General features: G+C 46.0%; 19 protein-coding genes. 12 read left to right on the plus strand and 7 right to left on the minus strand.

Translation table 11 applies throughout. From position 1 onward, the window contains the following. Positions 1–28: 28 nt before the first annotated feature. From CWC03_RS14260 to CWC03_RS14285, 6 genes are all read right to left on the minus strand, one after another. Complete coding sequence (locus CWC03_RS14260) at positions 29–721, minus strand: UTRA domain-containing protein (RefSeq protein WP_138582455.1); 693 nt, start codon at positions 719–721, stop codon at positions 29–31. Positions 722–801: 80 nt separating this feature from the next. Further along, positions 802–1,350 (minus strand): HD domain-containing protein, encoded by a 549-nt coding sequence (locus CWC03_RS14265; protein ID WP_138582456.1) that lies wholly within the window; start codon positions 1,348–1,350, stop codon positions 802–804. Then, positions 1,347–2,765: an FAD-dependent oxidoreductase gene (locus tag CWC03_RS14270; protein ID WP_138582457.1), complete on the minus strand. Its 1,419-nt coding sequence runs from the start codon at positions 2,763–2,765 to the stop codon at positions 1,347–1,349. The genes CWC03_RS14265 and CWC03_RS14270 overlap by 4 nt, the downstream gene beginning before the upstream one ends. Next, positions 2,765–3,574, minus strand: a complete 810-nt coding sequence (gene phnX, locus CWC03_RS14275; RefSeq protein ID WP_138582458.1) for a phosphonoacetaldehyde hydrolase — start codon at positions 3,572–3,574, stop codon at positions 2,765–2,767. Before phnX ends, CWC03_RS14270 begins: the two co-directional genes overlap by 1 nt. Before the next feature lie 17 nt (positions 3,575–3,591). Then, positions 3,592–4,938 (minus strand): DUF5690 family protein, encoded by a 1,347-nt coding sequence (locus CWC03_RS14280; protein ID WP_249314048.1) that lies wholly within the window; start codon positions 4,936–4,938, stop codon positions 3,592–3,594. A gap of 85 nt (positions 4,939–5,023) precedes the next feature. Continuing rightward, positions 5,024–7,819 carry a TonB-dependent receptor gene (locus tag CWC03_RS14285; protein WP_138582459.1) on the minus strand — a complete coding sequence of 932 codons (2,796 nt, stop codon included), beginning with the start codon at positions 7,817–7,819 and terminating at the stop codon, positions 5,024–5,026. A gap of 243 nt (positions 7,820–8,062) precedes the next feature. Here CWC03_RS14285 and CWC03_RS14290 point away from each other — a divergent pair, with 243 nt between their 5' ends. Both CWC03_RS14290 and CWC03_RS14295 read left to right on the plus strand, forming a co-directional pair. Then, positions 8,063–9,277 carry a cation:proton antiporter gene (locus tag CWC03_RS14290; protein WP_138582460.1) on the plus strand — a complete coding sequence of 405 codons (1,215 nt, stop codon included), beginning with the start codon at positions 8,063–8,065 and terminating at the stop codon, positions 9,275–9,277. Between the two features lie 175 nt (positions 9,278–9,452). Continuing rightward, positions 9,453–11,117: an alkaline phosphatase gene (locus tag CWC03_RS14295; protein ID WP_138582461.1), complete on the plus strand. Its 1,665-nt coding sequence runs from the start codon at positions 9,453–9,455 to the stop codon at positions 11,115–11,117. A gap of 32 nt (positions 11,118–11,149) precedes the next feature. Here the strand turns inward: CWC03_RS14295 and CWC03_RS14300 are convergent, their stop codons facing one another. Further along, a complete protein-coding gene (locus CWC03_RS14300; RefSeq protein ID WP_138582462.1) occupies positions 11,150–14,143 on the minus strand; it encodes a bifunctional diguanylate cyclase/phosphodiesterase in 2,994 nt (997 codons plus the stop codon). A 430-nt stretch (positions 14,144–14,573) separates the two neighbouring features. On the opposite strand from CWC03_RS14300, the gene mraZ reads away from it, so the two are divergent. Genes mraZ through murG form a run of 10 tightly spaced genes read left to right on the plus strand, consistent with a single transcriptional unit; the run spans position 14,574 to position 25,594 of the window. Further along, a complete protein-coding gene (gene mraZ / locus CWC03_RS14305; RefSeq protein WP_138582463.1) occupies positions 14,574–15,032 on the plus strand; it encodes a division/cell wall cluster transcriptional repressor MraZ in 459 nt (152 codons plus the stop codon). Between the two features lie 14 nt (positions 15,033–15,046). Beyond that, positions 15,047–15,979, plus strand: a complete 933-nt coding sequence (rsmH, locus tag CWC03_RS14310; RefSeq protein ID WP_138582464.1) for a 16S rRNA (cytosine(1402)-N(4))-methyltransferase RsmH — start codon at positions 15,047–15,049, stop codon at positions 15,977–15,979. Further along, entirely contained in the window at positions 15,979–16,302 is a 324-nt protein-coding gene (gene ftsL / locus CWC03_RS14315) for a cell division protein FtsL (protein WP_138582465.1), read from the plus strand. The genes rsmH and ftsL overlap by 1 nt, the downstream gene beginning before the upstream one ends. Continuing rightward, on the plus strand, positions 16,299–18,113 hold the full coding sequence (locus CWC03_RS14320) for a peptidoglycan D,D-transpeptidase FtsI family protein (protein WP_138582466.1): 1,815 nt from the start codon (positions 16,299–16,301) through the stop codon (positions 18,111–18,113). Before ftsL ends, CWC03_RS14320 begins: the two co-directional genes overlap by 4 nt. Further along, complete coding sequence (locus CWC03_RS14325; protein WP_138582467.1) at positions 18,106–19,569, plus strand: UDP-N-acetylmuramoyl-L-alanyl-D-glutamate--2,6-diaminopimelate ligase; 1,464 nt, start codon at positions 18,106–18,108, stop codon at positions 19,567–19,569. The genes CWC03_RS14320 and CWC03_RS14325 overlap by 8 nt, the downstream gene beginning before the upstream one ends. Continuing rightward, on the plus strand, positions 19,566–20,960 hold the full coding sequence (locus CWC03_RS14330; protein ID WP_138582468.1) for a UDP-N-acetylmuramoyl-tripeptide--D-alanyl-D-alanine ligase: 1,395 nt from the start codon (positions 19,566–19,568) through the stop codon (positions 20,958–20,960). The genes CWC03_RS14325 and CWC03_RS14330 overlap by 4 nt, the downstream gene beginning before the upstream one ends. Next, positions 20,954–22,036: a phospho-N-acetylmuramoyl-pentapeptide-transferase gene (gene mraY / locus CWC03_RS14335; protein WP_045987933.1), complete on the plus strand. Its 1,083-nt coding sequence runs from the start codon at positions 20,954–20,956 to the stop codon at positions 22,034–22,036. Before CWC03_RS14330 ends, mraY begins: the two co-directional genes overlap by 7 nt. Further along, entirely contained in the window at positions 22,036–23,358 is a 1,323-nt protein-coding gene (gene murD, locus CWC03_RS14340; protein WP_138582469.1) for a UDP-N-acetylmuramoyl-L-alanine--D-glutamate ligase, read from the plus strand. Before mraY ends, murD begins: the two co-directional genes overlap by 1 nt. Next, positions 23,355–24,530, plus strand: a complete 1,176-nt coding sequence (ftsW, locus tag CWC03_RS14345; RefSeq protein ID WP_138582470.1) for a cell division protein FtsW — start codon at positions 23,355–23,357, stop codon at positions 24,528–24,530. Before murD ends, ftsW begins: the two co-directional genes overlap by 4 nt. Next, positions 24,527–25,594 carry an undecaprenyldiphospho-muramoylpentapeptide beta-N-acetylglucosaminyltransferase gene (gene murG / locus CWC03_RS14350; RefSeq protein WP_138582471.1) on the plus strand — a complete coding sequence of 356 codons (1,068 nt, stop codon included), beginning with the start codon at positions 24,527–24,529 and terminating at the stop codon, positions 25,592–25,594. The genes ftsW and murG overlap by 4 nt, the downstream gene beginning before the upstream one ends.

The raw sequence follows: 25,594 nt of genomic DNA on the forward strand, positions 1-25,594 counted from the left end.
GCTAAAGCACGACCTACGGGTACGGGAGTTACACGCCTTCAACAATCATTTCTATGGCGTCATGGAGCCAATATTCAATATTGTAATCCACCAATGCTTGCTCGGCGTCATAGCGGGCGCGCAGTACCTTTAAGCAAGGTGCGCCGCTGTTCTTTTCTAATTTGTCGGCAACGTCATCGGGTAGTACGGTGACGCTTATTACACACTGTTCAAAGCTGACGTCAACTTGGTAGTGAGTCGACATCACTTCCGTGATAGAGCCATCCAGCGGTTGGCTGTGCAAGTCGGCAAAACGTTCGGCTGCACAATAGATCTGTTCCATCATCATTGCGCGACCATCTAACGCACGTACTCGAGTTAGTTCATATACAGGCTGGCCGTTAAAATGAGAGTGGCTAAACTCAGGCTCTGTGGAAGGGGCATTAATTGCCACTACTTGGGTTGTTGGTGTAAAGCCTTGTTCAATGGCAAGGTGGTTAAAGTTCACTTTTTTAGCTGGATGCCATTTGAGTTTTTCAGGGGTGACAAACCAGCCGCGACGCTTTTGGCTAAAGATAAGTCCTTCGGCTTCTAGTCGCGCTAGGGCTTCACGGACGGTGATCCGTGTTGAGCTAAATGTTTCTTGCAGCGCACGCTCTGAAGGCAACTTGGCTCCGGGCGTCATGCTGCCAGCGGCTAGCAGCGCTTGGATATGGTTTCGAATACGTTGATAAAGCAGCATAATTGAGTCGATAAAACCGTTTGTGACAAGCTTACTATCGTTTTATGACAGGATAAATAGACTTGTAAACTCAGATTGGCCTATCTCGCCAAATAGGCTTCTATCTGGCTAAACCAATAGCTACTCGGCAAAACGGCTAAACTCGGATCTTTCCCTAAATCATCAAAACGACGCAGCGCGATAATGGCGTCCAATTCAGGTAGCTTGGAGAATGCCGCAAGTTCTTCGGGGTTCATTTTTCCGCCTTGTCTTGTTAGCGTTAGTTGGCTGGCAGGAGAGAGCGTTTGGTAATACTCCTCATCAATACTGACCAGATAGCGTTTCGCATCTACGTGTTTGCGTACTAGCATTGTCACTGCTCGGTCAAAGCCAAGCTGAGTTAAATGATCTGCCCCTAAATCGCCATGATTGCTATATCCTTGTGGCGTAAAGTCTGGGTTATTCTGAGATTGAGCAACAAAATGGCCAATATCATGTAAAAATGCAGCGATTTGAGTCGCTTGATCATAACCACTTTCTTTCGCGAGGGTGGCGCATTGCTCGGCATGGTAAATTTGGCTACATGCCTCGTCATAGGTCGCGTGACCATATTGCTCGAATAGCTGTTTTATTTGTGCAATGTCATTCACTTTATATACTCCTGCTTTACGTTCGGATCTAATTTTGCTGCGCTGCCACTAAGCTTGCTTAGCCAAACATCGAGTTTATGCGGTGGCGTGTTGTTATCCTCAGCGCTTTCTTTACGGCGAATGGCATTTCTCACCATTAAGGCCCCCGCGGTGCGAAATGGCTCGACGGGAAACTGTTTAAGCGTTTGGTTGACCAAGGCGCAGTGACGCCAGTCGTTATGTTGATTAAGCAGAAGGCTTGCTAAGATTTGTCCACCTAAATAGGATTGCACCACGCCGTTGCCTGAGTAACCGCTGCCATAAAACACATTAGCTTGACCATTTAAATGACCAAAGAAAGGCATGCCAGAGACACTTCGGTCTGAGGGGCCGGTCCAAGTTCTGTCTATCTCGAGTTGGTGATGTGCAAAGAAATGGCTAAATGAGCGTTCAAGAATCGTTTGATAACGGCTAGCACGGTGAAAGGTATCTCTCACTTGGTTATTGAAACTAAAATAATTCCCGCCTTTGCCAAGCATTAATCGACCGCTTGAGGTGGTGCGGTAGTAATTCACAAAAATGCGTGCATCAATCACCGGAGCGCCGTGGTTCAGTCTCATCGCCGCAAGCTTTTCAGGCGCTGGTGTAGTGATCGCCATATCGCTCGACACCAACACCACACTGCGAGAAAACTGCGGCAATAAGCTTGGCAGCCAAGCGTTAACGGCAAATACCAGCTGATTGGCTCTGATCTCGCCTTTGTCTGTGGTAATGGTGAGTGTGTCTTGGCCTTGGTGCTTTAGGTAGCGGGTGTGTTCAAATACTTTGACCCCAAGTTTTTTTGCCACCTTCATCAGTCCACGCACAAGCTTGGCGGGTTGAACACTACCGGCATGGGGGGAGTAAATTCCAGCAAGGTTGGCATTAGAGCCGGTTGCTTGTAACTGCGCTTTAGTTAGTGTTTGCCACGCATTAAGCTGGTGTTGCTTGAGTAGGGTGGTAATGGGACCAAAGGCATCACGTTGGCTGAGATTTGAAGCCGTATAGTAAGTACCATCAACGCGGCAGTCACATTCAATCCCGTGTTTATTGGTAAAGGCTTTAATGTCATGAACGGCCTGCTCAGACTGACGCACTAAAAAGCAGGCTTGTTCTAAACCAAACGCTTTAATTAAGCTGGCAAATTTAGTCGACCATGTCAGCATAGCTCCGCCATTACGGCCCGAAGCGCCTTGCCCGCAGAGATCCTTTTCAATAATGGCGATATTCAACTCAGGTTTTTGCTTTTTCAGCGTTATGGCTGTCCAAAGGCCAGTAAAGCCGCCACCTATGATACAAACTTGGGTATCCAACGCGCCATGAGGCGGCGCGCTGGCTGCGGCTTCAATATCGGCTTGAGTGATTGCTTCATCAAACCAAAAAGGCTGAAAACGCATTACGGGCGCTCTCCACGGGCGATACGAGCAGAAATATCCACCAAGACCATTTCGATGTCGGCTAGTGAATCAATCACATAGTGCGCACCGGCCTCGCCAAGTTGCTGATAAGCACTAAGGGAACGTGTACTTTGCTCTTCGTGACCGAGCGCAGTCCATTCTTCTTCGCTAAGCCCCACCGCATTACCCGTTAAAGCAACTCCAACGGTCCACATGCCGGCATTTAATCCCTCGCTTATTCCCGGCGCGGAGTCATCGACTTTTACGCACCCAGACACGCGATTAATGCCAAGTCGTTGTACGTTTTCTAACGCCATCCAAGGGCCTGGGCGAGAGCCAGCTGCACATTCATCACTGGCAACCACACAATCTGGCTGATAACCATAGTCGGCAGCGGCAGGCACTAGTACGTCCATCACGGGCTTGGGATACCCAGAACAGCTACCAATCTTAACGCCTTGTTGTTGCAAACGTTTGATCACCGCAAGCACGCCCGGAATGGGGGCAGCTCGGTCGGCGACTTTTGCTTGTTGAAGTGGCATAAAGGTTTGATAAATATGGTCAACATCTGCCGTACTCGGTGGCTGACCAAATTGCGTTATCCAGCGGGTGCGGACGCTGTCCATTTGTAGCAAGGTATTAATGTGATCCCATTTGCCCATTCCCATCGGGCCGCGCGCTTCAGCCAAGGAAATATCAAATTGATATGCTTGCTTAAATGCTTCAACAAAAATGCTGGTGGGGGCAATCGAACCATAGTCGACCACAGTACCAGCCCAATCCAAAATTAATGCTTCAATGTGTTTCATGTTGCTAAGACTCCTAGCTAGGAAATATGTGATGAAAGTGCCGTGGCGCGTAGTTGCGTTGACGCCTTACGTGGTCGCTTTAATTTCACGGCAAAATAAATAATTGAACTCACTACGAGGGCGCTTGCGATAAACGCCACCCAATAGCAAGCCATGGTAAAAAAGTGCAGCCAACTGAGCTCAGGTGTGGCAAAAGTTTTATAGAGCAAAATGCCCACTGAGCCGATGTAGCCCGCCGAATCCGCCAGATAAATCAAAAACCCGGCGTTCGCAGTCGAGCCAACTGCTGAGATCATGCGGTCAAACAAAAAGCAGTTATAGGGGATATAACTGATATAAAGACCAGCTCCCAGCAGTACCATCCACGTTTTAGGATCGAGACTTTGGGCTTGGTATAAATACGTACTGCCGGCCAGCAGTAAAGCCCCGAGTAAGACAAAGCCATGGTTGGCAAAAAATGCGATACGGTTATTTTTAATTAACACCAATGCGGCAAGCGCAATGAGTACGATAAAGGCGATGCGGATCCCGGCATAAGCAAAAATCGCGGGTTCTTGCCCATACCCTAAGGCCTGCCAGATCTCGGCTGAGAAGTTATCTCTAAAGTCACGAAAGCCGGTAAAGAGTAAAAAGCTAAGCACCAGCACGGTTATTCCAAACCAATACTGTTTAAAAAACGCCAGCCGTGCTTTGCCATCCATTGGTGCGCGCTTTTGTCGTAATTGTTCATCTTCTTGTGTCGGTTCAGGAATGCTATTGAGACAAGCAACGCTAAGTACAAGCAGCGGCAGAAAAATCGCTCCAGTTGCCGCTGGCATCCATAGTTCAGGCACATTGAGTTCACTCACCAGCCATTTGCCCACAGTTCTGACTAATCCAGAGGCTAGAATAAAAGTCACGCTGAGTACCGCACCTAAGATTTCGGTGGTTTTACGACCTTCTAAAAAGCTAAAAACCAAACCCCAGATCATGCCAAGGGAGAGGCCATTGGCAAACAGCCAAACCAGATTCCAGCCCGTAGGAGTAATGGCAAATAGCACCAGTGCGAGCTCGGCGGCTAAAATCATGGCCAAAATCGCACGGCCGCGATAATGATGCTGCATTTCAGCAATTACTTTAACACCGATAAATTTCGCGCATAGGTAGCCAAACACTTGCGAAAGGATCAGGGCAATTTTAAAGCTAACAACCCAGCTAGGGTCATCAAAGGCTTCATAGGTATTGACCGAAAATGGCTTACGAAAGGCGTACATACAAAAGTAAGTCATAAACGCACTGGTCGCGGCAAATAGTACAAAGCCGATACCTTGGGCGTCTTTTAGCCAGCGCGGGCGGGCGTTAAATAGGGTGATCTGCAACATCATAGGATCCTCGGTAATTCGAGGGCAATCCTTTGTGAATTGCCCGTCAACCGGTGTATACCAATCGGCTTAATCAAGTGAATTGGTATTAAAATTGGTAGTTAATGCCGACCATGCCGCGGATACCATAGTATTCCACCTGTAATGGACGACCTTGCTCACCTTGGTAGTACTGCAATGCTTCATTGGTGAGATTACTTAGCTCTAGGTAAACTAACGTTTGTTCGTTAAGTTGGTATGACGTTGTAAAGTCGACGCTGGTATTGGCGCCATAGTAGCTATCCGATTGGCTATCGCCGCCGTGCTCTTCGATATAAGCACCTTTATGATTAAGCGCTATTCGAGCTGCAAAACGGGTGTCGTCGTAATACAGCGTAAAGTTGTAAAGCTCATTGGCCTGACGTGGAATGGCCACTTTTTCTGTGCGCTCTGGGATCTGCATTTCAGAATCCATAAAGGTCGCATTGGTCATTACCCCAAAGTTGCTCAAACTGTCAGAAATAAAACCAAGGTCGCGGTTAAATGCCAGCTCAATGCCCGCAAGCCAAGCGCTATCGCCGTTTTCAGGACGGATGATGGTCACGCCTTGCTTGTTGTTGTAATTGCCAACGCTGGTGGCTTGGAAGATTGGGTCTTGGATATCTTTGTAGAATACCCCCGCAGAGACCAAGCCAACGCGGTCAAAATAATGTTCCACCATCAAGTCGAGGTTATTTGAGTACGTAGGGTCGAGCGCTGGATTGCCTGAGTTAAGCTGATTGTCTTGCTCAAGGTAAGTTGCGCCTGGTGTTAACGAACCAAAATCAGGACGGGCAAAGGTGCGAGTTAGTGCGAGGCGATAATTGGTATCGTCATTGGCACGATAAGTAACATGTAGTGCGGGTAAAATGGACCAATAATCATTGCTGTTGGTGGTATCAACAACTTTGTCTTCGTCGGCTAAATAAGTGTAACCAGACACTTCGGTATCGGTTCGCGTAACTCGCAAGCCACCTAATACTTCCCAGTTGTCGCTGGCTTGGTAAGTTGCCATACCGTAGAGCGAGGTGTGGGTTTCTTCAACATCAAAGTTTCTGCCCAGTGCTCCACCATTGCTGATGAGTGCTGATTCACCCGCATCTAGCTTGAACTTATTGCGATTTTGCGTCCAAAACTGAGCAAGAGCATCGGTGGAAGCCACTTGTGATAGCTGCGTGCGATAATCAAACTTGGCTTCGCTTAAGTAATCGCTGCGACCGGGTTGATCGCTTAAGGCAAAGTCTGCAAGCGTTGGCGCTGCGCCATATTGTTCGCTGTCCCACGCGTAAAATTCATCGGCAAAGTCAGCTTTACGGACTTTATCGCGGTATTTTGCCCCAAATTTAACGGCTAGCTGGTTATTGTATTGCCAGTCAAAGTCGGCATTGGCTACCAGTCTGTCTTTTTCGTTGACGTAGACTTTGTATAGCTCAACCCAAGACAAGCCCATTTTGCTTGGATCGAGTGTAAAGCCCGAGGGGAAGTGATTACTTATGGCGTTCCAAGGATCGCTGCCGCCGTCTACTTGGTTGTAGGCATAATTTTTACCGGTATCGCGGTCTTCAAGTCCAACATATCCCACATTTTTTTGATCAAAACGGGCGACAAAGTAGCTGTTGTCTTCACTGTTGGGTTTGTCGCCATAGCGGAACTCATTTTCGTAGGTCGCTAGTTGCCAAGAGAGCGTTTTATCAAAGCCAAAGTCATGTTCACCTGCAATTTCAAAGCCTTGCATTTCGGTGATGAGTTCGTTGCGAATATGCTGTAGCTCAGCACGGTCTTTATCAAAACGCAGCCTGTGCTTATAGTGAGTTTCATCATCAATCAGTGTGCCATATAGCGCGCTGGCGCTGAGCGTGCCGCTTTCAAGTTGATATTCCAGCGAGCCATTTAAGCCATAAGTTTCACGGGTTCCTGTATAATCACGCAGCTCTAAACGGTAAATGCCTAAGCCATCGTTACCCCGGCGTGGCTCATAGTTATCGGTTGCCCAATCACGCTGCCACGCTGTGGCGTTAATGATAAAACCTAGCTTGTCGTCGAGTAGACGGTCGCCATACACCACATTGGCAGAATAATTTGTACCATCGGCCAGTTCGTTTTGGCCCACAGCAAAGTTGGTTTTGAGGATAAAATCATCAGCGCCTTTTTTGGTCACGAAATTAACATTACCGCCAATCGCATCGCTTTCCATGTCAGGGGTGATAGCCTTAGACACTTCCACAAATTCAATCAATTCGCTTGGAAAAAAGTCGAACGCAGTAGCGCGGCTGGTGGTTTCTTCTTCTGCGGTTGGAAGACGGTTACCGTTGATGCTGGCCGAGCTCCATTGTGACGGTAAACCGCGCACTGCAACAAAACGGCCTTCACCTTGGTCACGCTCTATCGACACACCAGGAATACGTTGCACGGCTTCAGCGGCATTTCTATCTGGTAACTTACCAATGCCATCGGCAGAAATGATACTTTTGATATTACTGGCATTTTTTTGGTTATTTGCTGCGGCCATTTCGCCACGGAAGATTTGCCCAACCGTGACCACTTCTTCCATCGTTTGTTGTTGGTTTAATAAGATTGGAGACAACGTAGTAACTTTACCATCAATCACCTCAACCTGAAGTTCAGTTTCTTGATAACCCATATATTTCACGACTAAGGTGTAGCGACCGGCATCTAGTTTTGGCAGTTCAAAGCGACCACGATAATCAGACACAGTGGATACATCTTGGCCTTTTACTGAGATAACAGCGCCAGACAGATTACTTTGTGGGTCTTTTACAACACCAACGAGTTTACCTGTCGCAGCATATAAGCTGGGACTGGTGGCGAGTAACACGGCAGCAGCGATTTGGGTTAGTTTTTTCATTGCTCTTTTCTCAAAAGTTTGGGTTAAATTTTCTGGTCTAGTCCAGTTTGTTGCAGATAGAGTAATGACGGTTTTTTACATTCCGATGACACAAAGGTGAAAAATTAATTAGCGCCTACTGCTCTTTGTTGTTTAATTCGCTTTATAGGAGATAGGAGGATGTTGTTAGATGTTTGGCTTAACTGAATAAGATTTGTCATACTCGCGTTATCAGCAGCAAGTTTTCAGTAAAGGAATGGCAACGTGATTTATGCTTTGATTGCGGCGATTGGACTTTCTCTTTTTATCTATAGCATTACAGCTCGACAACTAGATAGGGCGGAGCTCACCGCACCTATGTGGTTTGTGCTAACGGGCGGGGCGATAGGCTTTGTGCTTGGTAATATTGAAGGAGGGCAACAAGCTTTAGCGGTAGATATTAATGGCCTACAGACTTGGTTGCCGATTATTGAGCTGACGCTTGCGATTTATTTATTTTCCGATGCTGCAAAAACGCGATTACGGGTGTTATCTCACAGCTTTCAGTTACCGGTTAAATTATTACTCGGGCTGCCATTAACTATGGTATTCGGCGCTTGGGTGGCCCATGAGCTATTTCAGTTATCTTGGTTGGCTTGCTTTTTAATTGCGGTGATCATCACTCCAACCGATGCCACTTTATGCAAAACCTTCATTCAGGATAAGTCTGTGCCCACCAGATTACGTGAGGCAATTAATGTGGAAAGTGGCTTGAATGATGGCCTGTGTATTCCGGTATTTCTGTTTTTACTGGGAGTATTAGCTGAGCGAATGCAAGCGACGACTGAATCATTTGCTTGGATTTTTATACGTGAAGTGGGGATTGCACTCGTTGTCGCGGGGTTACTGACTGGGGTGATCATTTGGTTACTTAAACGCGCCTATCAACATCATTACTTTGCGTCTAAAACCAGCCCTTTTCTCTTTGTTGGCATCGCTTTTTTAGTTTTCTCGGTAACCCAAGCTCTGCATGGCAGCGGCTTTATCGCTGCATTTGTCAGCGGTTTGCTGTTTGATAAATATTACCGTGATGAGTTTAAAGATCAGCTTATCGAAGAAGGCGAACACCTCGCCGAATTTGCGGCTTTTATGATCTGGATAGTATTTGGTTTGTCGGCAAGTGTAGTGCTGCTAAATGTTACCCAATGGCAGGTTTGGGTGTACGCAGTGTTAGCAACCGCCATGTTTAGATTGATCCCGGTATTCCTCTGCTTGTTAGGTGGTGAACTGACAACCAAAGAGCGCTTTACGTTAGCTTGGTTTGGCCCCAAGGGGTTAGCTTCGGTGGTGCTCACCTTAATGCTACTCAGCGAAGAGTTGCCAAATGGTTTGCAAATTACTCAAGTGGCAATGGCAACGGTGCTGCTCAGCATTTTTGTATTTGGATTATCCAGTCGACCCATTTCTAAATTATTTACCAGTACTTCAGGTAGAGAGTGATGACTCTAAATCATGATAGTTGTACAGGGTAGTTTCGTACTTAAATTGTACTGTTATAATGTAACTTATTGTGAAATAAAATAATTTTTTTCACTTCGCTGAAATAAAAAAGTCATGTAACGCGCCTAGACTGTGCCCGCCTTACAGACAAATATTACGTTTCAGGAACAGTACAATGAATAAAAAGTTACTTACAGTTGCTATCTCTGCAATTCTACTTACCGCGTGCGATGACGATACAAAAACCGTTGAGGTGATCAAAGAAGTTGAAGTCATTAAAGAAGTACCAGTGCAAGAAGTGACACAAGTAAAAAATGTGATCCTTATGATCGGTGACGGTATGGGACCACAGCAAGTTGGCTTACTTGAAGAGTATGCTCAGCGCGCGCCAAACTCAACTTATAAAAACAAAGGCAATCAAACAGCGCTTTCTAAACTTGCTGCGGGTGGTCATTTAGGCTTATCGCTTAATGCGCCACATGGTGCAACGGGTAGTCTTGTGACTGATTCTGCTTGTTCGGCAACACAGTTAGCAACAGGTATTGCGGCAGGCTCTGAAATGATAGGTCTTGATGCCGACGGTAATAAAGTCGCCACTATCTTAGAAAAAGCCAAAGCCGCAGGTAAAGCAACGGGTCTTGTTTCAGATACGCGTATTACTCATGCAACACCTGCGGCTTTCGCTGCACATATGCCACATCGCTCATATGAGGCAGAAATTGCGGAGCAACTAGTTCGTTCAGGTAATGTCGATGTGATGTTATCTGGTGGTGCGCGTGTGTTTGTACCAAAGAGTACACCTGATAATACAGAGGTTAAAGCTCAGCTTGACGCGCTTGGCATGCCAAGCAACGTATACAAAAAATCAAAGCGTGGAGATGAAACTAACCTAGTTGTTGAAGCAAAAGAGCAACACGGTTATGGCCTTGCTTTTGATAAAGCACAGCTAAATAGTTTTGAAGGTGAGAAAGTACTTGGCCTATTTGCAAATTCAGGCATGAATGACGCAATTGCTTACAAAGCTTGTCAACAAAGCAACAGCTGTACTCAGCCTTCATTAAAAGAAATGACGGTGAAAGCGCTTGATATCTTGTCTAAAGATGAAGATGGCTTTTTCTTGATGATTGAAGGTGGTCAAATTGACTGGGCGGGTCATGCAAACGATGCAGGTTGGATGCTAAATGAGCTGCTTAAATTTGATGAAGCCGTTGAAGCTGTGCATGAATGGGTAAAAGACCGTAACGATACGCTAGTCGTTGTGACTGCAGACCATGAAACGGGTAGTTTTGGCTTTAGTTACTCTAAGCATGAGCGTCCTGAAGCACAGACCTTGTCTGGCGATGGCATGTATGTAAATGGGGTTGCTAAAGAATATCATCCTAAATTTAACTTTGGCCCGCTTGCGCAACTAGACAAGCTTTACGCGCAAACAGGCACCTTCTTCGATATCCTTGCAGAAGCTGCGCCTGATGAAGTCTATGAAAATGTATCGGGCCCAACTTGGAAAGCGACCATTGAAGATATGACGGCTTACACGGTGACGCTAGATAATGCTGCAAAAGTCGGTCAGAGTGTATACGATGAAAATAGCGCTGATATGATCCCTGCGTTTGAAGACTTTAGTGATTTCTATGTATACGCGAAAGAAGACTACACAGGTAAAATTGCACGAGCGCTTGCCTCAGAGCAAAATGTTGTTTGGGGCACAGGTACACATACCGCAGCCCCTGTGCCTGTTTATGCTTATGGCCCACAAGGGGTAACTAAGCAGTTCTCAACCATGCAGCACCATGTGGACGTTGCAAACAAAATGATGACTGCGCTTGGTTTAACTGAATAAACCAAGCTCCTAGATTTTAAGTAACTTCAGATCTAAGCCACAGCAATGTGGCTTTTTTCTGTCATTAAGGTCAGAAACTCATTTTGTGGCAGTGGTTTTGAATAGTAATAACCCTGACCAAAATCACATCCAGCTTGTTTTAATAGCTGATGCTGAGTCGCGGTCTCAACGCCCTCTGCAATGACTTTTAAGCCTAAACGGTGCGCCATCAGAACAATGGTTTCACACAGAGTTAAATCGTCTGCATTGGTTGCGATACCATCGACGAAGCGCTTATCAATTTTCACAAAGTGACAATCTAATTGTTTTAGATAAGCAAGTGACGAGTAACCCGTGCCAAAATCATCTAATGCAAATTGAAAACCTTGCTGCTTTAATCGTTCAACACGTTGCTTTGTACGGCTATCATTGTGCATCATCATGCCCTCAGTAACTTCTAGTACCACTTGCTCCGCAGGAATTGCAAGCGTCATGAGTTTGTCACTCCAACCTGCCAAGGTGCAATTTTTAGCGGCAAATTGGACTGGCGAGACATTAATGCTAATTTGTGTTTTGTGACCTAAGTGCTGTAGTTGCGTCAAGGTGTCTATGGACTGTGAAAATGCTAAATCACCAATATGGTGAATAAGCTGGGTTTCTTCGGCTAAGGGAATAAACTCAGCCGGGCTGACCATGCCTTGCTCAGGGTGTCGCCAGCGGATCAAGGCCTCTGCTTTAGCAACGCGATTATCTGCAAGTGACACTATGGGTTGGTAATGCATTTCAAATTGATTTTTATGAAGTGCAGTACGAATGCCTTTGAGCATTTGCATTCTAGATTCTGCGACTTTTCGTAAGGTATCGTCAAAAATCACATAACCGTTACGACCCTGCTGTTTTGCTCGATACATAGCTTGATCGGCGGCCTTCAGCAGGGTCTCCGCTCCGTTACCATCCATTGGTGACATTGCAATGCCCATACTTGTGGTGATATGGCATTGTTCATCTTGGATCTCAAAAGGCTGTTTGAATGCTGACTGGATCTGGGAGGCCAGTGTTTTACACGCTGTTTTATGTTCGTCATCTTCCAACACAAAGACAAATTCGTCTCCACCGATACGAGATAAAAAAGCGTTTGGCGAGAGCGCTTTCAAGCGTTGTGCTACCAACTTGAGAAGTAAGTCGCCGTAATAATGGCCCAATGTGTCGTTAATATCTTTAAAGTTGTCGAGATCGAGTAACAGTACGGCCGTTTGATGTTGGCCACCAGAAACTTGTTTTTTCAAGTGCTTTTTAAGTCCCACACGATTGTGGAGGTCGGTTAATTCGTCAAAATGTGCTTGCTTCCAGATCAGCGCATCTTTGCGCTTAACTTCGGTAATATCGGTGAAAATTGCGACACGTCGATAGATTTCACGATTATTATCGTAAACACTATCTATGGTTAGCCATTCGTTATAAAGCTCTCCATTTTTCTTTCGATTGACAATTTCTCCCTGCCAGCGACCATGCTCGTTAAGCTGCTGCCACATAAGTTCGTAAAAGCTACGGTCATGTTGACCCGATCCCAACATAGCGGTGGACTTACCTAGGACTTCGGAGCGTTGGTAACCTGTAACTCGAGTAAAGGCGAGGTTAACGTCCAAGATAAAGCCATTGGCGTCCGTGATGATCATGCACTCACTACTATTGTTGTAGACTAATGCCGCAAGGTTCAGCGCTTCTTCTTGATGCTTACGTTGACTAATATCACGGAAAATCAGCAACGCCTGAGGATGGGATTCTATGGCGCACAGGCGACATTCAACCACTTGGTTGCTGGTTGGAGAAAACTCGAGTTGCACATAGGTTTTATCATTTAGCAGTGCAAGTTCTGCTCGGATCCGTTTATAGATATGTTCTGGAAGCAACTCTCTAAGCGTTTGTGCTTTATTGGTGTAATCACCATAGCGAGATAAAATTTGAGCTTGTTGATCTAAGCGCACATAGCTATCAGGGAGTGCGTTAATCAAGGCTTTTACAACGGCAAGTCTATGATTGGCGCTGTCTTCAGCGGCTAGGCGTGTTTGCGCCATATGGGCAAAACGCTCGGCGATATGCTCAAATTCACTCGGAACTTTGGTGGCGTCAAAACGGGGATCTTGCTTACCTGACTCAAGTTTTGCAATAGCATGCTTGAGTGCACCAAGCGGTTTTAAAAGTTGTTGTTTTAATTGCCAATGGGTTTGCCAAAACAAAATGCACACAAGCACAAAGAAGATCCCTAAAAATAGCGTAAAACGCTTATCTATGTTGCTCAACTGGGACTCAAAATCGAAGCTAAAGTAGATTTGTAACGCTCGATTGCCGTTATTGAGTGATTGCTTTACATACACCAAGCGATTGCCTTCAGGGGTGGTATGCAGCGTCGCTTGCTTGTTTAAATCACTTGGCCATGAGCTGCTGACAGCAAGACCGAGTTGCGCTTTTGATGTCGGGTATTGTGCAATAATTTGCTTTTTGGCATCGGCAATCATTACTCGAGTGCCAACCGGGAGAGGCAACTTTGCTAAGGTTTGGCTCCAATGGGTTAAGCTTTTCACTGCAACTAGCATGAACAAAAATTGTTGTTGATCGTTGTAAATTGGCAACGCGAAGTTAACTGTTGCACGCTGCATACTGCGATCGATTTGATATTCACCAATACTAAACTGGGCAGTGCGCATTGCGGCTTTAAAATAGCTGCGATCAGCAATGTTGATTTTGCGTTGATCCGGCTGATGCGTAGTACACAGCACGTTTCCTTGTGCGTCGACTATGCCTAGGTTAGCAAGGTTAGGGCTAAGAAGCATCGCGTGATATAGCAGCGCAGGGCATTGACCATGTTCTACCGTGAGATGATCAATACGGGTCGACAATTGCTGTAAGACTTGCTCTGTATCGGCGAGCTCTACCTGCTGGATCGCCGCAACTTGCTTGGCGTAATGCAGCGCCTGTTGTGACTGTTGTGTTAATGCTAGCTGACGTTGCTCGTATAAAAGAAATAAAATAATGATCAGACATGGCAAGCAAAGTAGGACTAGTAAGCGATAAAATCGAAACTGTATTGAAGATTTCAGAATAATCCCACCTATGGAGCTGATCAGAGAGCGCGAATGATACCGAATAGAGTGGGGACAACCAAGCAAATTTGCATAAATAATTCACTTGCAAAAAATATCCTTAAGCAGAGGTTAAGACATGGAATTTTTAATTTCTAATTTGAAAGTATGACGTGATTATCCGGCCAAAAAAAATGGCATTTTTTCCTCTCTCCACTTTTTTCCACAAAATTCATGATCTTCCACAAATCCCGCGATTTTTCTGGCTTTCAAAGGCGTTAAAGGTACCGACTGAGCTTGACAAAAGTGCTTGTCAAGCCCTAGACTGTTCTTCTGTGGTAAAAAGTGGGTTTTAGTGGATCAAACTGGATCAGCCAACTTATAAATAGGATCACGCATGTTTCGAGGTGCAAGTTCGCTAGCTTTGGATGACAAAGGGCGTTTTGCGGTACCAACTAAGTACCGTCAACCGCTGCTGTCCGAAGATCAGGGAACGGTTATTTGTACTATTGCGATCAACGAACCGTGCTTGTGGCTCTATCCACTCTCCGAATGGCTAGAAATTGAGACCAAACTAAGTCGTATCTCGAATACCAATCCCAGAGTGAGACGTTGGCAACGGATGTTGTTAGGTCATGCTACAGAATACCAACTAGACAAAAATGGCCGGATTTTACTGGCGCCTTCGTTGCGCTCCCATGCGCAGTTGGGCAAAAAAATCATGCTAGTTGGGCTACTCAATAAATTTGAAATTTGGGACGAAGAACGCTGGTATCAGCAAATGCAGGCTGATACCGAAATTGAACACTCAGGAAACTTTGAGGAAAGCCCTGAATTGGATGATTTTTCCTTGTAGGGGTAAACAAATTAATGAGCGAAGAGTTTAAGCATATTTCGGTATTAATGACCGAAACCCTAGATGCCTTAGCAATTAACCCTGAAGGTATATATATCGACGGGACGTTTGGTCGCGGTGGGCACTCAGGTGAAATCCTCAAAAGATTGTCGACTGGGCGTTTACAAGCCATAGATCAGGATCCTCAAGCGATTAAGGCGGCTGAAAAATTTGCCGACGATACACGTTTCTCTATAGCGCGAAGCCGTTTTTCGCAAATCAAATCCGTGGCAGAACAAGCCGGTATTTTAGGTCAAGTTGATGGTATTTTGTTAGACATCGGTGTGTCTTCACCTCAGCTTGATAATGCAGATCGTGGCTTTAGTTTTATGAAAGACGGGCCACTGGATATGCGAATGGATCCAGACTCAGGTCGAAGCGCCGCACAGTGGCTAGCTGAAGCTGAACTTGAAGAAATGGTGTTTGTGATCAAAAAATACGGCGAAGAGAAGTTTGCTACTCGCATTGCTCGTAAAGTTATTGAAGTGCGTGAGCACACCGCGATTACAACCACCGCGCAATTAGCGCAATTAATTGATGAAGCAGTGCCTGTCAAAGACAAACACAAGCATCCCGCAACTCGTACTTTCCAGGCTATTCGTATTTACATTAACAGTGAGTTAGAAGAAATTCAGACAGCATTGCAAGCGTCACTTGAGGTGTTAAAACCAGGTGGTCGGTTAGTGGTGATCTCGTTTCATTCTCTAGAAGATCGCATTGTAAAGCAGTTTATCAAGAAGCAGAGTAAGGGAGAGGCGATACCCAGAGGTCTGCCTTTAACGGATGAACAACTTAAACAAAATCTCACCTTAAAGGCAGTGGGTAAAGCCATTAAGCCTAGCGATGCAGAGATTGCACAAAATCCACGCTCGCGAAGCTCAGTATTAAGAGTGGCGGAGAAGCTCTAATGAGTGCAAGTAAGCAACGTCAACCGAATCTATTTGTAGAAATAGGTTATTACATCATTGCGAACAAGTTGACGGCATTCTTGCTACTTACGATTTTGATTTCTGCACTCGCTGTAGTGCAAATTACCCATTTAACTCGCCAGCAATTGATACAGCAAGATGAGCTATTACAACAGCGCGATGAGTTAGACCTGCAGTGGCGCTACCTCGTTGTAGAAGAAGAGTTTTACTCCCAGCATGCAAGGATTGAAGAGATAGCGAAGATGCAGTTAGAGATGAAACGCCCAACCAGTAAAGATGAACAGGTGATTGTGCTGCCATGAATAAACAAAAGCAAAAAACTCAATCTATTATCACCTGGCGCTTTGCTCTAGTTTGCGGCGTGATGCTCACCGTTTTTATGACACTTGTCGCACGCGCTGCATTTTTGCAAGTAATTGAGCCCGATAAGGCAATTGCAGAAAACGAAAAGCGTACCGTTCGAGTTGAAAAACTCAATGTACAACGGGGCATGATCTTCGACCGCAATGGCAAAGAGCTGGCAGTGAGTGTGCCGGTTGTGAGCGTTTATGCAGATCCCCTTGCCATTGATAAGGCACTTGCCAAAAAAGTGTTACGTAAAGCCCGTAAAGAAGGTGAAGATTATAAGGCGTTAGAGCAAAACGACGCTGAGCTGAAAATACGGAAACAAGCTTGGTACGATGATGAGCTCAGGTGGAAAGAGCTTGCAGATGTGCTCAGACTTAAACCAGAAAATGTCGATGAACGGCTTCGGGGAGACCCAAGCCGTCGTTTTGTCTATTTGAAGCGCCAAGTGACGGCGGTTGTTGCCAACTATATTCGTCAAATGCGCCTGCCGGGTGTGCACTTGCTGGACGAGTCCAAACGTTTTTACCCAAGCGGCGAAGTAACAGCGCACATGATTGGTGTAACGGATATCGATGGTAAAGGTATCGAAGGCGTCGAGCGTATGTTCGACTCTGCATTAACTGGTACGGCTGGTAAACGCACCATTCGTAAAGATGCGCAAGGTCGTGAAGTACAAGTGCTTTCAGAAGAGCAGCGTGTTGAGCCAGAAGATGTTTACCTGAGTATTGATTTACGGATCCAAGCCATTGCCTACCGCGCGTTAAAATCGGCGGTATTGAGCTATAAAGCTACCTCTGGTTCGGCAATAGTTGTTGATGTACACACTGGCGAAATTTTGGCATTGGTGAATAGCCCAAGCTTTAATCCTAACGATCTAAGTACCGCAGCACCTTATAAACGTCGTAATCGTGCTATGACTGACCTTTTTGAACCTGGTTCAACCTTAAAGCCTTTAGCGGTATTGGCTGGTTTAAATTATGGTGTAGTTAAGGCAACAGACACGATAGATACTTATCCGGGCTGGATGAACTTAAGCGGCGGTTTAGTGAAAGACACTCGCAACAATGGTGAGCTGAGCTTAAGAGAAATTCTTAAAATTTCCAGTAACATGGGGGTTGCGAAGATCTCGCAAATGCTGCCAAAAGAGTATTTTATCAATTTATACCAAGAAGTGGGTTTTGGTGAGCCAACGGGCTCAAACATGATTGGTGAAAGCGCAGGTCTATTTTATCCAAACCGCCGTTGGTCTAACTTTGAAATCGCAACACTCTCTTATGGTTACGCAGTATCAGTAAGCACGGCTCAAATGGCAAGACTTTACGCTATGTTTGGAGCCGGTGGTATCTTGCGACCACTTACAATAGTGAAGCAGGATGAAATTCCTGAAGGTAAGCGCATTTTTAGCGAGCAAGATACACACGCCGTAGTAGAGATGATGGAGTCAGTATTTGAACGTGGTGGTACAGCCCACAACGTAAAAGTTGATGGGTATCGTGCCGCTGGTAAAACAGGCACTTCAGAAAAAGCCGTGGCGGGTGGCTATGGTGATGAGTATGTTGGTTACTTTGCAGGTGTTGCACCAGTAAGCGACCCAAGGCTTGCAGTTGTAGTGATGGTCAATGAACCTGCGGGAGATGTTTACTATGGTGGTCAAACCGCAGGACCTGCGTTTGCTGAAATTATGTCTAATGCACTGAGAATTTTAAACGTAGCGCCTGATAAAGAGCGCGTTGCTTATATTTCTGGAGCAGATAACGATGCGTGATCTGGCTCAGGTACTCCGTGATTATGGTGTCAATATTGCCCCTGTTGAGGTTGAGCATCTGCGCATAGACAGTCGAGCGATTGAGCCGGGTGATTGTTTTGTTGCACTGCAAGGTCATGCCCAAGATGGTGCTAAATATGCCTCCAGTGCCGTTGCGCAAGGCGCTAAATGTGTGCTTGCAGAAACGGGAAGCGAGCTTAATGTTGCACCAGAGCAAGCAATTTTTATCGATAATCTTGCCCATAAGTTGGCGGCAATTGCAGCGCAGTTTTATGCATACCCGAGTAAAAAGCTCAAACTCGCAGGCGTTACTGGCACCAATGGTAAATCTACCACGACAGCGATGATTGCCAATTTAGCTAGCCTAACTGGTAGTGCTGGGGCTGTGATAGGTACGCTTGGTTATGGCCAACCAGACAGTCTTATTCCGCTGGCAAACACCACGCCGTCAAACGTAGATTTACAACGTATTTTAGCGCTTTTACAGCAACAGTATGATCAAGTCGCGATGGAAGTCTCTTCCCATGGTTTAGTGCAAGGTCGGGTTGACGAATGTGACTTTGATGTGGCTGTTTTCACCAATTTAACGCGCGATCACTTAGATTATCATGGTGATATGCAAAGCTATGCAGAAGCCAAGAAACTGTTATTCACTCGCTGTGCGCCAAACTATAAAGTCATCAATATTGACGATGAAGTGGGTGCAAACTGGGCAGCTGAATTTAATGACGGCACTTTGGTTGCCTACGGTCGCTGGGATGAAACGCATAGCTACCAACAATATGTATTCTTTGATGCTGTGTCGGCACACCCAAATGGCTTAACGGCAACGTTAAAAACCAGCTGGGGTGAATGTGAAGTCAGCGTGCCACTGTATGGTGAGTTTAATCTTTATAATTTGGCTGCCGCGGTAGCGACCTTACTATTGCAAGGCGCAAGTTTTGAAGCGTTAAGCGAAGCATGCAGCCAACTTGCGCCTGTGGCAGGACGCATGCAGCCATTTAGTGCCCCTGAAAAGCCTACGTGTATTGTTGATTATGCCCATACCCCAGACGCTTTGGCACTTGCATTACAAGCCTTGCGAGCACATGTACCAGGCAATCTTATCTGTGTGTTTGGTTGCGGTGGTGACAGAGATAAAGGTAAACGTCCTGAAATGGCACGAGCTGCTGAGAAATATGCAGATAAGCTGGTGATCACCAGCGATAATCCACGAAGTGAAGATCCCAATTTAATCATTGATGACGTTAAGGCAGGACTCATCCACCCTGAGTATGCTGTCTGCCAGCCTGATAGAGGGCTAGCCATTCAACACGCGATAGACCTAGCAGATGTAAACAGCGTGGTGCTAATCGCGGGGAAAGGCCATGAGGATTATCAAATTATAGGTACTGAGCGCATTGATTTTTGTGATAGGCAATGCGTTGCAGCGATTTTACGAGGGGAGAAGGCATGATCAAGATGGATTTTTCTTGGCTTGCAGCAGTCTTAAAAACCCCTTATGACGGGGAAAATTTGGCAGTCGCCAATATTAATACTGATACCAGAACAATACAGTCTGGCGAGGTGTTTTTAGCACTGAAAGGGCCTAACTTTGACGGCCACCGCTTCTTGGATGTGGCCAAAGCGCAAGGTGCTATCGCAGCTATTGTTTCTGAGTTTGATGAAGATATTGATTTGCCGCAGTTTGTGGTTGCAGACACGCGTATCGCTTTAGGCCAAATTGGCCGAGCAGTGATTGAGACCGTTGCCCCTAAAACCATTGCGATTACCGGCAGTGTTGGTAAAACCACAGTGAAAGAAATGTGCGCAGCGATTTTGGCGCAAAAAGGCAAAGTCCTTGCAACAAAAGGTAATTTTAATAACGACATCGGGGTGCCGTTGACGTTATTGCGCTTAAGTGAAGATGATGAATACGCGGTGATAGAACTCGGCGCTAACCACTTGGGTGAAATAGCTTATACCACTGCATTAGTGAGCCCAGACGTGGCGACAGTGTGTAATGTCGCACCAGCCCACATCGAAGGGTTTGGTTCAATTGATGGGGTAGGAAAAGCGAAGGGCGAGATTTTCTCAGGGCTAAAAGCTGACGGTGTCGCAGTCATCAATGCAGATAGTGATTATGCCCAGATGTGGCAGGAAAACTTAGCTGTTTCCAAAGTAAAACGTTATAGCTTAAATGCTCAGCTTGATATTTGGGTAGAAGCGATTGAGCTGGATGAGTTAGCTCGCCCTACCTTCACGCTATGCCAGGGAGAAGAGCGTACCACCATTAGTTTACCGCTTAGTGGCCAGCACAACGTTGGCAATGCGTTGATTGCGGCTGCATTGACAACCGAGCTTGGCGCAAGCTTAAGTGAGGTGGCTACGGGTCTTGGACAAATGGCTGAAGTAAAAGGCCGCGTCAACATGATCCAGGTGTCGGACACGCTGCGTGTTGTCGATGACACCTACAATGCAAACGTAAAATCTGTCAACGCGGCGATTGATTTACTAGCGTCTATGTCTGGCTATAAAGTATTAGCGCTGGGTGATATGGCAGAACTTGGTGAAGATGCCCGCGAATATCACCGTGAAGTCGGCGAATATGCTAAGCAGCAAGGCATAGATGAATTGTTTTCATTGGGGGTGCTGAGTAGCAGCGCTAGCAATGTATTTGAAAAGCCAAATCGTCATTTCTCGACTCGCGAGAATTTAATGAAGGCGTTACGGGTTGTATTGGCCGAGCAATCAGGGCAATGCACCGTTATCGTTAAAGGATCACGTAGTGCGCGGATGGAACTGCTCGTTGAAGAATTAGTAAACGCTGGCCAGTCGGATAGCGAGACAGGAGAAGTATCATGTTAGTTTGGCTAGCCGAGTATCTTACTCAGTATTATTCTGGGTTTAACGTCTTTTCTTACCTTACCCTAAGGGCGATTTTAGGCATTTTAACAGCCTTAATGATTTCGTTGTATTTTGGCCCTAAACTTATCGCTGCATTACAGCGTATGCAAATTGGTCAGACCGTACGTGATGATGGCCCTGAATCGCACTTATCCAAGTCGGGTACCCCAACTATGGGTGGACTGTTAATTCTGGCTGCGATCTTTACCAGTACGCTACTGTGGGGCGACCTTAGCAACAAATATGTTTGGGTGACGTTATTTGTCATTGGCAGCTTAGGTATTGTTGGGTTCGTGGATGATTACCGTAAAGTGATCAGAAAAGACAGTAAAGGCCTAATTGCGCGGTGGAAATACTTCTGGCAGTCGGTTATTGCGATCTCTACGGCGGCATTTTTGTACTTTACGTCCACCAACGCTGCGGAAACCACATTAGTCGTGCCATTTTTAAAAGATGTATTACCACAACTTGGCTTGTTCTATTTGGTCATGAGCTACTTCGTGATTGTGGGTACGTCAAACGCCGTTAATCTTACTGATGGTTTGGATGGTCTTGCCATTGTTCCGACCATTTTGGTTGCCTCCGCACTCGCTATTATTGCTTACGTTACTGGTAACGCGAATTTCTCAAGCTACCTTCATATTCCTCATTTACCACTCACAAGTGAACTGGTTGTGGTATGTACGGCGATTGTCGGCGCAGGTCTTGGTTTCTTATGGTTTAACACCTATCCGGCACAAGTTTTTATGGGCGATGTTGGTTCATTGGCGTTGGGTGGCGCACTCGGGATCATCGCTATTTTAGTACGCCAAGAATTGGTGCTGATTATTATGGGTGGTGTATTTGTGATGGAGGCATTATCCGTCATTTTACAGGTAGGTTCTTACAAACTCAGAGGTCAGCGGATCTTTAGAATGGCCCCTATTCACCATCATTACGAATTAAAAGGATGGCCTGAGCCGCGCGTGATAGTCCGTTTTTGGATTATCTCGATTATCTTGGTTTTGGCCGGTCTTGCAACGTTGAAGATTAGATAATGACGTATATTGAGCAATTACAGAAAAAGCATGTCACGGTTCTGGGACTTGGAGTCACAGGACAGGGGATCGTGCGTTTTCTGCTGTCGCACGGTATTAATCCAAAAGTGGTTGATAGTCGTCCAGTGCCTCCAGGCTCGGATTGGCTAAGTCACAACGCACCTGAATGTGAAGCGGTATTTGGCAACCTTGCTGATGCCGCTTTGGCGCAAACGGATCTAATTATTATCAGCCCAGGGATCCCGTTATTTGAACAAAGCGTTGCTGCTGCCATTGCTGAAGGCGTTGAAGTCATAGGCGATATCGAGCTATTTGCACGCCTCAATACCCGTCCGGTGATTGCCGTCACGGGCTCTAATGGCAAGTCCACCGTCGTTACGCTTGCGACAGAAGTATTGAAAGCCGCTGGATTGAAAGTTGGGCTTGGTGGTAATATCGGTACATCGGTACTGTCGTTGTTAGAGCAGCCGCATGATGTTTATGTGCTAGAGCTGTCTAGTTTTCAGCTTGAAACCACTCATAGCTTGGCTTGTTTGTCGGCAATGATCCTCAATATTACTGAAGATCACATGGATCGCTATCCTGATTTCCAAGCTTATATTGAAGCGAAGCAGCGTATTTACCAGCATGTTGAGCATGTTGTCTTTAATGCTGAAGATCATTATACCTTTGCGCAGCATGGGCAAGGCAGCAGTGTATCCCTCACTGAGGGGGATTATCACTTGATGACCTTTGACGGTGAGCCGCATTTTGCATACAAACAAACACCACTGCTATCGGTAAAAACACTGGCGATGGTAGGGCGACATAATCAATTTAACGCCTTGGCTGTGTTGGCGTTATTAGCGCCGATGCAGTTGCCTATGCAGGCATTTGCCAGTGCATTTGCGAGTTTTACGGGGTTACCTCATCGTTGTCAGTTGGTTGCCGATGTTGCAGGAGTTCGTTACTTCAACGATTCAAAGGCAACGAATGTTGGCTCGACGGTCGCCGCTATTGATTCTTTGGCTTCAGGCCGAAAAAATATTATTTTGATCGTGGGTGGTGATGCGAAAGGGGCAGATCTCTCACCACTCAAGGCGCCACTCACTGCACATTGCAAAGCGCTATTTTGTTTTGGGCAAGACGGCGCACAGTTTATGCCTCTACTGCGCAATAGCCATCAAGTCAACAATCTGGAAGAAGCGGTGTTGGCGGCAAAAACGATAGCGACCAATGGTGATATTGTGCTACTAGCACCCGCCTGTGCCAGCATAGACATGTATCCAAACTATATGGCGCGTGGGGATGAGTTCGTCCGTTTAGTGGGGGAACTTGCTTGATTAACGTCGCTGATATCAAAGAGGCGCTAACGCCTCGCCAGTCCGAGAGTTTATTTGACGTACCTTTGATGTACTGCATGCTCATGCTTATTGGAGTGGGATTTGTGATGGTGACAAGTGCTTCTATGCCGGTTGCTGAGCGACTATTTGATAATTCTTTTCATTTTACTATTCGCCACGTTATCTTTTTAGTGGGCTCGTTTATTCTCTTTTGGTTTGCGACGAGTGTGCCAATGACTTGGTGGAAACGCAGTAATCCATATTTGCTGCTTTTTGGTTTGGTATTGTTGGTGGCGGTACTCATTATTGGCCGTGAAGTAAATGGCGCAAGACGCTGGATCCCGCTTGGCCCTTTTGGTTTGCAAGTAGCGGAGGCATCTAAGCTATTTTTCTTCAGCTATATTGCCGGCTACTTGGTACGTAAACGCGAGGAAGTACAAGAAAATATCAAAGGCTTCGCCAAGCCGATGATTGTGTTTGCGGTGTATGCGTTCTTAATTTTGATGCAGCCGGATTTAGGCACTGTGGTGGTCATGTTTGTGACGACCGTTGGCCTGTTGTTTTTAGCTGGTGCAAGACTTTGGCAGTTTTTTACCTTAATGCTAACAGGTGTCTCTTTGGTAGTACTGCTTATCATCATTGAGCCATATCGTATGAAGCGTGTCGTGGGCTTTTTAAATCCTTGGGAAGATCCGTTTGGTGCCGGTTATCAATTGGTACAATCCCTAATGGCATACGGCCAAGGTGGCTGGTTTGGTCAAGGTCTAGGTAATAGCATACAAAAGCTACAGTATTTGCCGGAAGCACATAATGACTTTATTTTTGCAGTAATTGCCGAAGAACTGGGCTTTATTGGCGTATTTAGCATAATTATTGTACTCGGCGTATTGGTTACTCGAGCGCTTTTTATCGGGCAAAAGGCCCTTAAAGCAGGCAAAGAATACGAAGGATATTTTGCCTTGGGTATTGGTATTTGGTTTGCCTTTCAGGCAGTCGTTAATATTGGTGCGAGCGCCGGCATTTTACCTACTAAGGGCTTAACGCTGCCGTTTGTTTCCTACGGTGGGTCGAGTCTTTGGGTGATGACAATTGCGGCAGGCATTTTACAGCGCATAGACTTTGAGACAAAAATGTCGACAAGGCAAGCAACATCCCGTGGAGGTAGACGATGACAAAGCGTCTTCTAGTGGTCGCGGGCGGTACAGGTGGACATATTTTTCCAGGTATTGCAGTGGCACAATTTTTACAAGCGCAGGCTTGGCAAGTGAGCTGGGTTGGCACAGCAGACAGAATGGAAGCCGATGTGGTGCCACGTTACGGTTTTGAAATTGATTTTATTGCCATGAAAGGCGTCCGAGGTAACGGGGTCAAACAATTACTAACCGCACCATTTATGGTTTTAAAAGCGGTACTTGCAGCAAAGCGTATTTTACAACAGCGTAAACCTGATGTGGTATTAGCCATGGGCGGTTATGTAACAGGTCCTGTAGGTGTTGCTGCGAAATTGCTTGGGATCCCTTTGGTGATCCATGAGCAAAATGCAGTTGCGGGTATGAGCAATAAGTTGCTGGCGAAAATTGCAAGTCGCGTATTGGCTGGTTTTCCCGGCGCATTCAGTGAAAAGCTCGCTCAGGTTGTGGGGAATCCGGTACGTGCAAGTGTTGCTGAGATTAGCGATAAACCCGTTTCAGTACCGTTAAATCTATTAATTGTCGGTGGTTCACTGGGAGCAAAAGCACTGAATGAAACAGTACCAGAAGGACTCAAGTTACTTCAGCAACAAGTAGCCAGTATCGCATTAAATATTCGTCATCAAAGCGGTAAACATAACCAAGACGATACACAACAACGATATGAAAGTGCAGGTATTAATGCTGAGGTCAGCGAGTTCATTCATGATATGGATGCCGCATACGCTTGGGCTGATCTGGTTATTTGCCGTGCCGGTGCGCTTACCGTGAGTGAGATAGCTGCAGCTGGGAAAACGGCGATTTTTGTGCCTTTTCCACATGCCGTTGACGATCACCAGACCGCTAACGCGCAATTTTTAGTGTCGGCTGGGGCCGCTTATATATTGCAGCAAACTGCAATGACGCCAGAAACGCTAGCAACTACACTGCAGCCACTTGTTATTGAGCCGCAAAAAATTGCGACGATGGCAGCAAAAGCGAGACAATGCGGTAAGTCGGAGGCAACAGCGAAAGTTGCCCAAATTTGTACAGAATTATCGAACTAG

The organism is Pseudoalteromonas sp. S2755 (assembly GCF_005886535.1).
Lineage (GTDB): Bacteria > Pseudomonadota > Gammaproteobacteria > Enterobacterales > Alteromonadaceae > Pseudoalteromonas.

Coding starts and splice junctions, on each gene's coding strand:
- CWC03_RS14260 (WP_138582455.1), bottom strand. CDS start 721: ATGCTGCTTTATCAACGTATTCGAAACCATATCCAAGCGCTGCTAGCC.
- CWC03_RS14270 (WP_138582457.1), bottom strand. CDS start 2,765: ATGCGTTTTCAGCCTTTTTGGTTTGATGAAGCAATCACTCAAGCCGAT.
- phnX (WP_138582458.1), bottom strand. CDS start 3,574: ATGAAACACATTGAAGCATTAATTTTGGATTGGGCTGGTACTGTGGTC.
- CWC03_RS14280 (WP_249314048.1), bottom strand. CDS start 4,938: ATGATGTTGCAGATCACCCTATTTAACGCCCGCCCGCGCTGGCTAAAA.
- CWC03_RS14285 (WP_138582459.1), bottom strand. CDS start 7,819: ATGAAAAAACTAACCCAAATCGCTGCTGCCGTGTTACTCGCCACCAGT.
- CWC03_RS14295 (WP_138582461.1), top strand. CDS start 9,453: ATGAATAAAAAGTTACTTACAGTTGCTATCTCTGCAATTCTACTTACC.
- mraZ (WP_138582463.1), top strand. CDS start 14,574: ATGTTTCGAGGTGCAAGTTCGCTAGCTTTGGATGACAAAGGGCGTTTT.
- rsmH (WP_138582464.1), top strand. CDS start 15,047: ATGAGCGAAGAGTTTAAGCATATTTCGGTATTAATGACCGAAACCCTA.
- ftsL (WP_138582465.1), top strand. CDS start 15,979: ATGAGTGCAAGTAAGCAACGTCAACCGAATCTATTTGTAGAAATAGGT.
- CWC03_RS14320 (WP_138582466.1), top strand. CDS start 16,299: ATGAATAAACAAAAGCAAAAAACTCAATCTATTATCACCTGGCGCTTT.
- CWC03_RS14325 (WP_138582467.1), top strand. CDS start 18,106: ATGCGTGATCTGGCTCAGGTACTCCGTGATTATGGTGTCAATATTGCC.
- CWC03_RS14330 (WP_138582468.1), top strand. CDS start 19,566: ATGATCAAGATGGATTTTTCTTGGCTTGCAGCAGTCTTAAAAACCCCT.
- mraY (WP_045987933.1), top strand. CDS start 20,954: ATGTTAGTTTGGCTAGCCGAGTATCTTACTCAGTATTATTCTGGGTTT.
- murD (WP_138582469.1), top strand. CDS start 22,036: ATGACGTATATTGAGCAATTACAGAAAAAGCATGTCACGGTTCTGGGA.
- murG (WP_138582471.1), top strand. CDS start 24,527: ATGACAAAGCGTCTTCTAGTGGTCGCGGGCGGTACAGGTGGACATATT.